Here is a 13,314-nt window from a genome sequence, read left to right on the forward strand (position 1 = left end):
AACCACCATGAGCACTGACAGTAGCTATCTATGACCAAGCTTAAAATTAAGCGGCGCAGGGCATCGAGCGCTCCTGGGGAAACCGAGTTAATTATCGAAGCGGGCCGCACGGAGAAAAACTACTGGCAAGATATCTGGCGCTATCGAGAGTTATTTTATTTTCTGGCCTGGCGCGACATTTTAGTGCGCTATAAGCAAACCGCCATTGGCGTGGGCTGGGCATTGATCAGGCCATTTTTGACCATGGTGGTGTTTACCGTGGTGTTTGGCCGGCTGGCTAACCTACCGTCGGATGGGGTTCCTTACCCAATTTTGGTGTTTTCGGCCATGCTGCCCTGGCAGCTATTTTCCACGGCCCTGTCCGAGTGCAGCAACAGCCTGATCGCCAACGCCAATCTCTTATCAAAGGTATATTTTCCTCGCCTGGTGGTACCCACTAGCGCTGTCGTGGTCAGCTTTGTAGACTTTGCCATCTCTGGCATCATTTTGGTGGCGCTAATGGTGTGGTTTGCCTATGTACCCAGCTGGCGAATTATTACCCTGCCGCTGTTTACCTTGATTGCCCTGGCGGCCTCCATGGGCGTAGGGCTGTGGATGGCCTCACTCAATGTGCAGTATCGCGATTTTCGCTATATTGTGCCGTTTTTGGTACAGTTTGGCCTCTACATTTCTCCGGTGGGGTTTAGCAGCAACATCGTGCCCGACCAGTGGCGGTTGCTGTACTCACTAAACCCTATGGTCGGGGTGATTGACGGCTTTCGTTGGGCCATTCTAGGGAATGAGGCCACTATATATTGGCCAGGGTTTGCCCTATCGATGAGTTTAGTAATTCTGTTGCTGGTATCTGGTATCTGGTACTTCCGAAAAATGGAGCGCACCTTTGCAGATGTCATTTAGCATCTGATGCCTCCCTACGACGACCTTCACCTACGGCTACAATGTCTGACACCGTCATTCGGGTTGAAAATCTGGGCAAAAAATACATCATCAGCCATCAACAGCAGGAGCGTTATACAGCCTTGCGAGATGTACTGGCTCACAAAGCCAAGGGAATGACCCAGTTTTTCAAACCAAAACCCAAAATCCAAAATCCAAAATCCGAGGATTTTTGGGCCTTAAAGGATGTATCTTTTGAGGTTAAAAGGGGCGATCGCATTGGTATCATTGGCCGCAATGGCGCAGGCAAATCTACTCTACTCAAAATCCTCAGCCGCATTACCGAACCAACAGAAGGCCGTATCAGCATTAAAGGCCGAGTAGCCAGCCTGCTAGAGGTTGGCACAGGGTTTCACCCAGAACTCACTGGTCGAGAAAATATCTACCTGAATGGTGCCATCCTAGGAATGAGCAAGGTTGATATACACCGTCAGTTTGACGAGATCGTTGACTTTGCCGAGGTGGAAAAGTTTCTAGACACACCTGTCAAACGCTATAGCAGCGGCATGTATGTGCGGCTAGCGTTTGCAGTAGCAGCCCACCTAGAGCCAGAAATACTAGTAGTGGATGAAGTGCTAGCCGTAGGCGATGCAGCATTTCAAAGAAAGTGCCTCGGCAAGATGGAAGATGTAGCTGAAAACGAAGACAGAACGGTTTTATTCGTCAGCCATAATATGGCAGCCGTAGAAAAGCTTTGTAGAAAAGGCATTTTCTTGCGCCAAGGACAAGTAATATTTTCAGGAAAACAGAGTGAAACAATTACTCAGTATCTAACTAGTACTGTCAGCGAATCAGACTCACTCAAAGACCGTCGAGACAGGAAGGGCTCAGGTGAAATCAGAGTTGTGGATATTGAGGTAAAGAACGTAGAGGGTAATTTATTAGAAATTGCCACGTCTGGTCAGACTATTGATATCTACTTATATTTTGAGTCAGCCAGCATAAACTTATCGAGAGTTATAGCAAGTATTATGATCAGAACTCAGCTAGACGCGCCTGTATTTCTTCAACATAACCGATTAACACAAGATGACTTTGGTGCCCTTCCCAAAAATGGTGCTTTTGTTTGCCGTATCGAAAAGCTGCCATTGCCACCATCTAGCTACAATTTAACTTATTCACTAATTCGAGATGGAGCTTATTTAGATTCTCTCAGCGATGCCTTAGAGCTATCAGTGGTTGATGGCGATTTTTATGGTTCTGGAGAGGTGCCTCCCATAAGCACAGGCGTATGCTTAGTGAATGCTAAATGGCGTTTGGAAAATTGATTTTTAATAGTACGAATTCCCTATGGTTAAGTCACTGTTATCGAAAATCAAGAAAGGTAAAAACAGATTAATTAGAGCTGTCAAAAGAAAACAAGCTTCTTACATAGATACTGAAAAGGCTGAGCAAATATTTTACATATCCTATCTTGAACAAGGAATGATAGTTTTTGATATAGGAGCAAATATTGGAGAATTAACCCTCTTATTTTCTCGTTTTGTGGGTACTTCGGGAAAAGTCTATGCTTTTGAAGCATGTGTGTTAACGTTTCAAAAGCTTTCAAATGTTTGCAAATTGTCTGGTAGACCTCAAATTCACTTAAATCAATGCGCAGTTGCAGATAAAGACGGTATTCTAAAGTTAAATATCTATGACGAAAAATATTCAGGTTGGAATACTTTAGCATATCGTCCCTTAGAGAACTATGGCATCGATATAAAACCAATTAGCCAAGAAGAAGTAACTGCAATCACTCTTGATCAATATTGCATTCATCATAAAATCGACCACATCGACTTACTAAAGATAGATGTCGAAGGAGCTGAATATCAGGTCATGCTTGGTGCAAGGATACTGTTCGCGTCCCAACGTATAAGATGTTGTGTGTTCGAGTTTGGCGCAACAACTTTTGACATGGGTAATACCCCATCAGAAATAGAAGTATTTTTGAAAGATTGTGGATATGTCATTAGGAATATAGTAAAAGATAATCCGATTTTTCCCGGTGGCCACTCATCGCAAACTGCACAGTTTTCACTGCACATTGCAACTCCAAAAGTATGATTCAAGAAGCTCTATGGATACTCCGAAGACAACGGTATAAGTATTCACCTCGCGCTGTATCAAAGTCATTGCTAAAAAATATTGGCACATGGCAACGCTTTTGGAAGAGCTACCATCAGTACAGAAAAGCTGCTGGCATTACAGACTCATCTTTGCTGCAAAACTTTTATCCATGCATAGGGGAAGATACAACAACAACAACAATTGAGCCCACCTATTTTTACCAAGATACCTGGGCTTTTGAAAGGATTGTTAACCGTGCCCCCAAGCAACACATAGATGTGGGATCACATCATAAATTTGTTGCTTTTCTTTCAAAGATACTTCCCGTCACAATGGTCGATATCAGACCTCTTTCTCTTCCTTTAGAAAGCCTTAAATTTCAAGAAGGATCTATCTTAGATTTACCATTCAAAAGTGAGAGTATTAGTTCTTTGTCTAGCCTTTGTGTTGTGGAGCATATTGGACTGGGACGTTATGGCGATCCACTCGATCCTAGTGGATCAGAAAAAGCAATTGCTGAACTTTGCAGAGTTTTAGCACCAGGAGGATATCTTTATCTTTCTATTCCTGTTGGCGACCAAGACATAACCGCTTTTAATGCGGGTAGGATCTTTAATATAGAAAGCCTGAAAAAAATGTTGTCGCCGCTGATAATTATCGATAGTTCTTTTATTGTGGAGCAGTCGCTTTCCAAAAATTATTGCCACACGAAGAATTTTGGCACAACCGGCCTATTCGAAATTTTCAAGCCTTATGGAGCATAACAATGCTTGTAGAAGACTGCTGCCAAGCTTTGCTAGCACAAATTCTCCCTACGGTAGGTCACTCAAGATCTGACTATGCTATTGAAATTGGGTGCGGAACCTTCGCATTCTACTGTGAGCTTTTTGATAAGCTGAGTTTTCCAACAATTGCAGTTGAGCCTTTGCCTGCAAAAAACCTTAAAAAGCTCTGTAGACGTCGTAATATCCCACTGGTAGAAGCTTGCATTACTGAAAAGAACGGAACCGTAAATCTGTATGTAGGTAACTACTTAGGGAACGAGAACTTAAACCTTAGTTCAACTTGCCCAAACTGGTGGGGAGCAACTGCTACTGCAAAAGAAGTTGCTTCCATAACTCTCAAAGACCTAATAAGTATGTTTTCTATAGAAAGAATAGGTTGCCTCAAGATAGACATTGAAGGAGCTGAATACTCGGTTTTAAATCAACTCTCTAGACTCAATCTAGAACTGTTGCCGAAAGTCATAATGTTTGAATATGGAGGTGGAGGAACCTTTGAGAGTCAACAAGGTGGCTGGGCCAAAGGGTTTTTACAGGACACCATAAATATTCTATCTTTGTTGAACAACCTCGGCTATGGGCAGTTAATTCAAATCGATTCCGAGAAAGAATCTAAGGAAAAAGTTTTTGATCTCGAAACTATTAATTTAGTTGCAAGTACTCTTTTCTCCTCTCAAAATGTTTATGGCAATATGATTGCTATCCATGACAATAAATCTTTTCCAAAAGACAGAATTGAAAGTATCTGCAATAACTTTAGAGGCGATCATCTAGAAATTCCTCCTTTAAAGATATCAGAACCCCTTTCAAAACGTATTGCCGTGGAATTTCGCCGACTAATTTACAGATAAATCTCTATTTTTTCACCATAGTTGATCTTTTGATAATATTTAATCAATCTGGAAGATTAGGCAATCAACTGTTTCAATACGCTGGTCTTAAGACTCTAGGTCAGACGAATGAAACACTTGTGCTGCTTGGATTCGAAGCTTTGCAATCGACTTTTAATGGTATAGAAGCAAAAATCATCAACACACGCAGTTCTAAGGTAGAGAGATATCTAAGCTATCGCTTTTATGAATGGGCTAACTACTTATCCCAAAAAAACATCATTCAAAGAGTTAAGCAAGCCAAAGCATCAATAAACCTCTTTTATAATTCAAGCTTGTTAAAAACCATTACCGTTGTAGAGCAGAATTATTTCCAAAGCGAATCTTTTTTTGATCCAAGCATAGTTAAATCCCTGGTGTTAAAACCAGAACTTTTGGCTTTTGCAAAGCAATCATTAGAACAACTTCCTCTAAGAAGAATTCCTATCTACGTCCACGTCAGGAGAGGAGATTACCTAAACTGGCCTGATAAAGAAAATTCAGCAGTCCTGCCAAATAGCTACTATCGTAAGTGTATCAACCTTATTAAAGCTGATATTCCTGATGCTTTTTTCGTGTTCACCTCTGACGAGCCTGATTATATAAAGGCAACATTTGGTGATTTAGACAACTTTTATATCTCCACTGGAACTGCTGCCGAAGACTTTGCCCTGATGACTCAGTGCCAAGGTGGTATTCTATCGGCAAGTAGCTTTGCTTGGTGGGCGGCTTATTTTGCCAGGCTATGGCAAAACTCTTCAGTTTTTCTGGCTCCGAAATATTGGGCAGGTCACTCTAAACAGCAATGGTATCCAGCCTTTATAAAGTCATCTTTTCTGACTTACGTAGAGGTTTAACACAAATACTTTTTTTGCCATACCTTGAAGTAATCTTCATGCCTTGCTCTACCCCAGTTGTCCTTCTCATTTTCCGACGACCTGATCTAACAGCCCTTGTATTTGAAGCTATTCGTCAAGCACAACCTTCAAAGCTATTAATAGTAGCCGATGGCCCCCGCAATAAAGACGAGGTTGAACTATGCCAGCAGGCTAGAGCCGCTACCGACAATGTTGACTGGGATTGCGAAGTCTTACGAAACTACTCGGGTACCAACATGGGCTGCCGAAACCGAGTGTCTTCAGGATTAACCTGGGCCTTTGAGCAGGTAGAAGAGGCCATTATTCTTGAGGATGATTGTCTTCCCCATCAGTCGTTCTTTCTCTACTGTGAAACACTACTTAAACACTATCGCCACGACCAGCGCATTATGGTAGTTAGTGGCAGCAACTACCAAGACGGGCAAAAAAGAACACCCTATAGCTATTATTTCTCGAAGTACAACCATTGTTGGGGCTGGGCCACCTGGCGACGAGCTTGGAAACATTGGGAACTTAATCCTCAGAAATGGCTCGAATTTCGGAATGATGGCTTTATGCAATCAATCTGTGACAATTCTCACGAAGAAAAGTACTGGACTGAAATTTTCAACACTCTTTTTTTAGAAGGCAAACCAAACACTTGGGATTACCCATGGACATTTGCCTGTTGGGCTAATAACGGATTGACGGTTTTACCTAACGTCAATTTAGTTTCTAATCTTGGGTTTGGTGAGGGAGCTACACATACTGGCGGAGACAGTAACCTTGCCAAAATGTCTGTAGAAGAAATTCTGTCTATCTCACATCCACCTTTTGTGGTTCAACATAAAGCAGCTGATTACTATACTTTTAGACATGTCTTTGGCGGAACATATCGAAAACGCTGGAGGAAAAAATTGACTAAAGTTCGTAGCGATTTGAGTAGATTCAGCCGAAAACTATTTTCCAAATATGTCTAAGCCCTTAAGTCCTCTAACTAAACGTTCAGATGTCAGTTTTGTAGAATCTACTTCTACAAAGCAGTTAATAGATGATTGGCAACAGAAGTTCTCAATTGATATTTCATCACACTTCGCCTCTTGTAGTCAAATCGACTTATACCAGTGTAAAAAAACGGAACTTCAGTTTTTTGTCCCTGAAAATATTGAAGGTTCTAGTAGACTATATGAGCAACTTCAGTCTTTTGACTGGTACTATATGCCAGACAAATGGGAGCACCGAGTAGCTTTAAACGATCTCAATAACTGCTCCAATGTTTTGGAGATAGGTTCAGCATTTGGCGATTTCTTGCAAAAAGCTATTGACCATGGTCTAAACGTCCAAGGTATTGAACTCAATCAAGAAGCAATAAAAGCCGCTCAAAATAGAGCTTTGCCTATAGATTCTCTAGACTTGAATGCTTTAGCTAAAACTCATAAAGAGCATTTTGACGGGGTATGCAGTTTTCAAGTGCTTGAACATGTTGCTCAGCCTGGAGAATTTATTCAGGCTTCGTTAGATATTTTAAAACCCGGAGGAAAACTCATTTATTGCGTGCCCAATTCAAAAAGCTTTCTTCACCATCAATACAATATTTTAGATATGCCACCACACCATGTGACTCGGTGGTCTGAAAATACTTTTAGGGCATTAGAAAATCTCTTCCCAATCAAGTTAGAAGTTCTAAGATTTGAGCCGCTTGCCATATACCATATATCTAGCTTTCTAGGAGCATATTCTAATTACTTCAAATCAATTTCCCCACTTTACAAAATTCCTTTTAACAGATTGAGTTTATCTATGTATCACAAAGTTTTGACGTTAGGTATGAGGCGATTCTTTCGAGGTCAAAGTCTCTACGCTCGGTTCCGCAAACTTACATGAAACTCTTAAACTTAGGCTGTGGGCAACGCTATCATTCTGATTGGGTCAATATTGATTTTACCTCATCTGACAAAGACGTTATTGCCCATAACTTACTAACTGGTGTACCTGCACCTAGTAACAGTTATAATTTAGTTTATCACTCTCATTTATTAGAACACTTTTCGTTTTATGAAGCTCCTAAATTTCTTCAAGAATGTTTTAGAGTTTTGCACCCTCATGGTGTTCTCCGAATAGTTGTTCCTGATTTAGAATCGGTTGTTAATGGATATTTGGATGCCTTGAAAAAGGCTGAGAACAATCTATCAGGCTGGAAAGACAACTATAGGTGGATGCAGATAGAGCTTTTAGACCAGTTGGTACGCAATCAGCCAGGTGGTCTGATGAGTTCTTACCTAAGTCAAGAACACATTCCCAACCTGGATTTTATAATCCAAAGATTAGGATCTGAGGCCAAGAAGTTTACGGATAGAGAAAGAAGTCAGTCAGGCAATCAAGGCAAAACTTACGCTAGCAACTTCCCTACAACATCTAGAACACTAGAAAGTTTTGCTCAACCTATTTACAGATTTTTTCGCTATTCTAGCTACCGCCGTAATGCATTTTTAAAACTAATTTTAAGCTCAAAAGAATATCAATCTTTACGTATAGGCAGCTTTCGCCAAATGGGAGAAGTACATCAGTGGATGTATGATCGCTATTCTTTAACACAGCTAATACAACAATGTGGCTTCATCGATATAATACAGCGCAATGCAACAACAAGCTATTTAGAGGGATGGAGTGCTTACAACCTAGATACTGAGCCAGATGGAAGTGTCTACAAGCCTGATTCTTTATTTGTTGAAGCCATTAAACCTGAGCTATAGAGACAGAAAGTTATTCCCACTCAAATTAAGACAGTCAGACTTGATAAATAACCGTCCCAAAAAATTCTTTTTTTGCGCTCGTGTCCTGCCATACAGCTGTTATATTCATCATTTTTCGTCGCCCTGATTTAACAGCACAGGTGTTCAAGGCAATTCGCAATGCTCAACCTGCCCAACTTCTGGTAATCGCTGACGGCCCTCGTAGCAAAGGTGAAGCCATACTTTGCCAAACAGCTAGAGATATCACAAACAATGTGGATTGGGATTGTGATGTCCTACGCAATTATTCGGAAGAGCATTTAGGTTGTAGAGAACGCGTTTCTAGTGGTCTAGACTGGGCCTTTTCCATAGTTGAAGAAGCAATCATCCTTGAAGATGACTGTGTTCCTCATCCAGATTTTTTTCTCTACTGCTCCGAGTTGCTTGAGCGCTATCGCTACGACATGCGCATTATGGTTTGCTCTGGCAGCAACCAAGGCAACCTACCTATTAGCGGAGAGGCCAGCTACTCTTTCAGCATCTTTCCCCAAATTTGGGGATGGGCTACCTGGCGTAGGGCATGGCAAATGAACCAAGCTTCATTGCGCTTTATGGAGCAGATCGATGTTATTGAAAATCTTGCTTTGAAAGCTATTTCTGTTGGTCTAGACTTCAATCATTTTCTAAACCAATGGAAACTCATTCAAGCAGGCGAGCTCGATTCTTGGGCCTATGTCTGGGCAGCATCTGTGTGGGTCAACTCTGGGCTTTGCATTCGGCCTCGCGTAAATTTAGTTGGTAACATAGGATTTGACAGGGAGGCTACCCATACCCTCGGTCATGCACCAAACTGGCTAAAAATGCCTACAGAGGCTATATTACCTATCCGCCATCCAAATTGTTTAATCCACGATGTCATCCATGACACATTGCTGGCCCAACGATTTTCCAAACCAAAGCTGTCTTTCCCTGCAAAAATGAAATCGATTTTAAAGGCTTGGATAAAAAACCACTGAAAAAAGCAAGTTTGATTTTTGAAGAATTATTTTAGTCATTAACTCAACCTAAGACGCACTATTAATAGCCTGCTATTCACTTTATAACGATCAACCGAGATGAAAATGATGAAAATATCTTCGAAATTAAAATCGGCCTTTAGCTTCAATAATAATGTCAAGAACGGCTCAAATAAGTTTTGCATTCCTCGCCAATTCAGGCAAGATAAAATAATTTTTATACATATTCCTAAATGTGCAGGTTCAGCCTTTTTAGATTCTTATATAGGTTTTCAGCTAGGTCATGCAAGTGCGTCTGACTACTACAAGCTAGACAGATCCCTATTTTTAGCTTCATTTGTCTTTTCTTTTGTTCGCCATCCTGTATGCCGTTTTATTTCTGCCTACAATTTTCTCCAGAAAACCACTCTATGGAGCTATGTTCCCGAAATAAGAAACAAAATCAATTTATATGGTTCATCAGTTGACCAAGTTGCTAAAACTATTTCAAAAACCTCTGAACTACTGACTTTGCCTTGGTTTAAACCTCAACACACCTTTCTAGAAATAGGTGGAAAGGTGGCTGCTAGCAGAGTTTTTAAGACCGAAACCTTTATGGAAGACATTAAAATATTACAGGAATTACTAAAAATTCAGCTTCGCCCTCAGGCAACAGTTAACCGTTCTTCTTCGACTACCCTAAACTTCAGTGAAGTTTTGCATGCCGATAGCATTAAAAATCTAGAATCAATCTATGAACGAGATATTACTCTTTTTGGATACTACTGATGTTGCAATACCATATTCTACGCGACACTATTTGAAACTTTGCAAATAGTGTTTATGGTTCATATGATGCAGTCTTAGGCTATGCACTTTACTGACTATTTATCAAATTATGAAGCAATCGAAATCGAGCGGTTAATCAACAGACTTCAAGGTGAAGACCTCACGCTTCAAGCGCTGTGGCACATAATGGATCAAATTTGGGATGAAATGCAGTGTGACAATAAGGCACCCGATATAGAGAAACTCAAGAGCTATTACCAGCATCCTGTCTGGTTACTTAACGGTCTATTTATAGAAAACCACGATGTTTCTTTAGAGTGCAGAACTGCCATATCAAATTGGATAGTCCAAGAAAATCACACTAGGATTCTAGATTTTGGTGGTGGTTTTGGCACATTAGCACGTATGATTGCTAAGAAGTCAGCTAATGCTGTTATAGATATTTATGAGCCTTTCCCAGCCCGAGCTGCGCTAAAGTCTTGCGAGGGTTACAGTAACATAGCTTTCGTCAATCAACTTAAATCAAAATATCAGTGCTTAGTGAGTACTGATATTTTGGAGCATGTTCCTGACCCTCTTTCTCTTTTGGCTAAAATGATTGCTCTAGTAGAAGTCAACGGTTACTTGATTATTGCTAACCACTTTTATCCTTCAATCAAGTGCCATTTGCCTGAGACTTTCCATCTGCGTTTTAGTTTTACACAACTTGCAACCGCGATGGGGCTTAAAATGGTTGATTACTGTCACGGTAGCCACGCCACCATATATCTGAAAACGTCGACTCAGCCTACAGATTGGGTAAAAGTTCGCCAAATAGAATGGCAATCTAGACGTCTATTTATCTTACGAGAGTTTAATAGACGCTATGTTTCAGCTTGGAAAGTTCGGACAAAGAAAGTAATAGCCAACTCAATTAAACAAACTCAGCAAATCCTCGATAGCATTAATCTTGCTAATTAATTCAAAACAGCAACCCGTTTAGTTTGAAAATTTTACATGTCAACCAGTCAGATATTTTAGGTGGAGCTGCTATTGCTGCATATCGGCTGCATAGCGCTTTACTCAATCAGGGCCTAGACTCCAAGCTGTTAGTAGGACAGAAGAAAACTGATGACCCACGAGTTGCACAAGTGCCTCGCCACCAATGGCTTGAAAACCAGCTCCAGCGGTTAACCCACAGAGGTGGCTTTAACTATATCAACCACATTAGCAGCTTCGCTATACCCAAACATCCCTTCTTTGCCGCAGCAGATATCCTTAACTTTCACAATCTGCATAACAGCTACTTCAGCTATTTAGCCATTCCGCGCCTTACGGCACAAAAGCCTACCGTGTTGACGCTTCACGATATGTGGAGCTTTACCGGTCACTGTGCCTATAGCTACGACTGTACTCGTTGGCAAACGGGTTGTGGTCATTGCCCCTACCCCAAAACCTACCCCGGCATACGTCGCGATAGCACCCATTTGGTATGGAAGCTAAAAGACTGGGTTTACAATCGCTCTAATCTAACGATAGTTGTCCCTAGCCGCTGGTTAGCGGAGCAAGCGAAAGCCAGTATTTTAGGGCGTTTTCAAATACACTATATACCTAACGGGGTTGACCCTGATGCCTATCAACCACTTGACCGCGAGTTTTGCCGCACAACCTTAGGAATATCTGCAAAGAAAAGGGTTTTGCTGTTTAGCGCCGTTAACCTTACAGATTTTCGTAAGGGTGGCGATTTGCTGATTAAGGCATTGAACCAGTTGCCTACCACCCTAAAGAAAGACTGCCTTTTGCTAACCCTCGGCCATCCATCCAAGCAATTAGCTACTTTATTAGATATACCTCTAATGAACTTGGGCTATATCAGCAGCGATCGCCTCAAATCTATCGCCTTTTCTGCGGCAGATTTATTTATCTTTCCAACCCGTGCTGACAACTTACCCCTTGTTCTGCAAGAAAGCATGGCATGTGGCACCCCTATGATATCTTTTGATATCGGTGGGGTGGGTGAACTTGTGCGCCCAGGCATTACAGGCTATCTAGCCCATCCCGGAGATACAACCGATTTCTGTAGAGGTATTATCAACCTACTCGAAGATAACCACCATAGCGAAAGTATGAGAAAAGCTTGTCGCCGGATTATTTTACACGAATATTCTCTTTCTCTTCAGGCTGAGCAGTACGAAGATCTCTATAAAAAGATGTTAAAACAAATCTAATCTGCATTCAATGTTATACAAGCATGAAAAACTCAAGTGTAAAACCTATTTTAGTGACCGGCTCTCACCGATCAGGCACTACATGGACAGGCAAAATGATTGCCAACTCTAAGCAAGTTCACTATATCCATGAACCCTTCAACATTGATAAAACTCTTGGCTTTGGGTGTTGCCGAGCTAATTTTCCTTATTGGTATACTCATGTACATTCAGAAAACGAAGATCTATATTATGCAGCCCTTAAAGACACCGTTAATTTTCGCTACAGTTTTTTAAGTGTGGTGAAACAACTACAGTCACCTCCGCAGATTAAAACAGTGCTTAAGGATTATATTCAGTTTGAAAAAAGTAAAGCTCTACGACTTAGACCCCTCCTTAAAGATCCCTTAGCATTGTTTTCAGCAGAATGGCTTTCGTCAAGCTTTAATACTGATGTACTGATACTTATCCGACATCCCGCAGCTTTCGTTAGCAGCATCAAGAGAAAGCAATGGGCTTTTCCATTTGAGCATTTTCTCAGACAGAAAACTTTACTAGAAAAGCTACCTGAACATTTGCAGTCTGATGTTAGAGCATATGCACAAACGCCACACGATATCATTCTTCAAGCTAGCCTACTCTGGAATATTTGCCACTCTAAAATTTCTGACTACGTAATCCATCATCCTGATTGGATGTTTGTAAAGCATGAAGCCTTGTCATTAGAACCAGCAAAAGAATTCCAGCGCATTTTTCTTAAGTTGAATCTAAAATTTACCCCTCAAATTAAATCGGAAATATTAAATTATAGCAGTCCTGACAATTTGGAGGAAGCACCAAACCAAAGCTTTGACTACATAAAACTTGATAGTCGAAGAAACATCAAAAACTGGAAACAAAGACTAACTCAAAATGAAATTTTTACTGTTCGTAGCCAAGTTGAATCAATTTCCCATGAGTTTTACGGCGACGAAGACTGGTAGTTTATAAGAGGGTGTTTGAAAAGTCCGATGGGGTCAAAAATCATGCCAATCGCCTGACCATGATCCGTATCATGGCAAGGTAGATGAGGGTTTCTGACGTTTCCGGTAGCCGTTCGTAGTCTCGCACCAAGCG

The 13,314-nt window shown here is 41.1% G+C and carries 14 protein-coding genes and 1 pseudogene; 14 read left to right on the forward strand and 1 reads right to left on the reverse strand.

Translation table 11 applies throughout. The features are described from left to right. Positions 1–30 precede the first annotated feature (30 nt). The 14 genes from VB780_RS27080 (at position 31) to VB780_RS27145 (ending at position 13,181) form a co-directional block, all read left to right on the forward strand. On the forward strand, positions 31–897 hold the full coding sequence (locus tag VB780_RS27080; RefSeq protein WP_323354302.1) for an ABC transporter permease: 867 nt from the start codon (positions 31–33) through the stop codon (positions 895–897). Positions 898–938: 41 nt separating this feature from the next. After that, complete coding sequence (locus VB780_RS27085) at positions 939–2,204, forward strand: ABC transporter ATP-binding protein (RefSeq protein WP_323354303.1); 1,266 nt, start codon at positions 939–941, stop codon at positions 2,202–2,204. Between the two features lie 22 nt (positions 2,205–2,226). Then, on the forward strand, positions 2,227–2,985 hold the full coding sequence (locus VB780_RS27090) for an FkbM family methyltransferase (RefSeq protein ID WP_323354304.1): 759 nt from the start codon (positions 2,227–2,229) through the stop codon (positions 2,983–2,985). Then, on the forward strand, positions 2,982–3,752 hold the full coding sequence (locus VB780_RS27095) for a DUF268 domain-containing protein (RefSeq protein ID WP_323354305.1): 771 nt from the start codon (positions 2,982–2,984) through the stop codon (positions 3,750–3,752). Before VB780_RS27090 ends, VB780_RS27095 begins: the two co-directional genes overlap by 4 nt. Positions 3,753–3,754: 2 nt before the next feature. Beyond that, entirely contained in the window at positions 3,755–4,621 is an 867-nt protein-coding gene (locus VB780_RS27100) for an FkbM family methyltransferase (RefSeq protein WP_323354306.1), read from the forward strand. Between the two features lie 29 nt (positions 4,622–4,650). Further along, positions 4,651–5,496 carry an alpha-1,2-fucosyltransferase gene (locus VB780_RS27105; protein ID WP_323354307.1) on the forward strand — a complete coding sequence of 282 codons (846 nt, stop codon included), beginning with the start codon at positions 4,651–4,653 and terminating at the stop codon, positions 5,494–5,496. Continuing rightward, positions 5,445–6,476, forward strand: coding sequence for a glycosyltransferase family 2 protein (locus tag VB780_RS27110; protein WP_323354308.1), 1,032 nt, complete (start codon positions 5,445–5,447; stop codon positions 6,474–6,476). The genes VB780_RS27105 and VB780_RS27110 overlap by 52 nt, the downstream gene beginning before the upstream one ends. Next, entirely contained in the window at positions 6,469–7,380 is a 912-nt protein-coding gene (locus tag VB780_RS27115; protein WP_323354309.1) for a class I SAM-dependent methyltransferase, read from the forward strand. The genes VB780_RS27110 and VB780_RS27115 overlap by 8 nt, the downstream gene beginning before the upstream one ends. Then, positions 7,377–8,249, forward strand: coding sequence for a class I SAM-dependent methyltransferase (locus VB780_RS27120; protein WP_323354310.1), 873 nt, complete (start codon positions 7,377–7,379; stop codon positions 8,247–8,249). The genes VB780_RS27115 and VB780_RS27120 overlap by 4 nt, the downstream gene beginning before the upstream one ends. 80 nt (positions 8,250–8,329) lie before the next feature. After that, complete coding sequence (locus tag VB780_RS27125) at positions 8,330–9,244, forward strand: glycosyltransferase family 2 protein (protein WP_323354311.1); 915 nt, start codon at positions 8,330–8,332, stop codon at positions 9,242–9,244. Between the two features lie 99 nt (positions 9,245–9,343). Beyond that, on the forward strand, positions 9,344–10,012 hold the full coding sequence (locus VB780_RS27130) for a sulfotransferase family 2 domain-containing protein (RefSeq protein WP_323354312.1): 669 nt from the start codon (positions 9,344–9,346) through the stop codon (positions 10,010–10,012). Between the two features lie 81 nt (positions 10,013–10,093). After that, complete coding sequence (locus VB780_RS27135) at positions 10,094–10,972, forward strand: class I SAM-dependent methyltransferase (RefSeq protein WP_323354313.1); 879 nt, start codon at positions 10,094–10,096, stop codon at positions 10,970–10,972. Between the two features lie 23 nt (positions 10,973–10,995). After that, positions 10,996–12,219, forward strand: coding sequence for a glycosyltransferase family 4 protein (locus VB780_RS27140; protein ID WP_323354314.1), 1,224 nt, complete (start codon positions 10,996–10,998; stop codon positions 12,217–12,219). 23 nt (positions 12,220–12,242) lie between these two features. Beyond that, positions 12,243–13,181, forward strand: coding sequence for a sulfotransferase (locus tag VB780_RS27145; RefSeq protein WP_323354315.1), 939 nt, complete (start codon positions 12,243–12,245; stop codon positions 13,179–13,181). A 46-nt stretch (positions 13,182–13,227) separates the two neighbouring features. Here VB780_RS27145 and VB780_RS27150 read toward each other — a convergent pair. Beyond that, positions 13,228–13,314, reverse strand: a pseudogene (locus VB780_RS27150) (IS5/IS1182 family transposase); the annotation flags it as partial.

The sequence above is a fragment of the Leptolyngbya sp. CCNP1308 genome (assembly GCF_034932455.1).
Lineage (GTDB): Bacteria > Cyanobacteriota > Cyanobacteriia > Phormidesmidales > Phormidesmidaceae > Nodosilinea.

Bases quoted from the DNA above. Each gene is read 5' to 3' on its own strand.
- VB780_RS27120 (WP_323354310.1), top strand. From the start codon at position 7,377: ATGAAACTCTTAAACTTAGGCTGTGGGCAACGCTATCATTCTGATTGG.
- VB780_RS27095 (WP_323354305.1), top strand. From the start codon at position 2,982: ATGATTCAAGAAGCTCTATGGATACTCCGAAGACAACGGTATAAGTAT.
- VB780_RS27100 (WP_323354306.1), top strand. From the start codon at position 3,755: ATGCTTGTAGAAGACTGCTGCCAAGCTTTGCTAGCACAAATTCTCCCT.
- VB780_RS27110 (WP_323354308.1), top strand. From the start codon at position 5,445: ATGGTATCCAGCCTTTATAAAGTCATCTTTTCTGACTTACGTAGAGGT.
- VB780_RS27135 (WP_323354313.1), top strand. From the start codon at position 10,094: ATGCACTTTACTGACTATTTATCAAATTATGAAGCAATCGAAATCGAG.
- VB780_RS27145 (WP_323354315.1), top strand. From the start codon at position 12,243: ATGAAAAACTCAAGTGTAAAACCTATTTTAGTGACCGGCTCTCACCGA.
- VB780_RS27080 (WP_323354302.1), top strand. From the start codon at position 31: ATGACCAAGCTTAAAATTAAGCGGCGCAGGGCATCGAGCGCTCCTGGG.
- VB780_RS27090 (WP_323354304.1), top strand. From the start codon at position 2,227: ATGGTTAAGTCACTGTTATCGAAAATCAAGAAAGGTAAAAACAGATTA.
- VB780_RS27115 (WP_323354309.1), top strand. From the start codon at position 6,469: ATGTCTAAGCCCTTAAGTCCTCTAACTAAACGTTCAGATGTCAGTTTT.
- VB780_RS27130 (WP_323354312.1), top strand. From the start codon at position 9,344: ATGAAAATGATGAAAATATCTTCGAAATTAAAATCGGCCTTTAGCTTC.
- VB780_RS27085 (WP_323354303.1), top strand. From the start codon at position 939: ATGTCTGACACCGTCATTCGGGTTGAAAATCTGGGCAAAAAATACATC.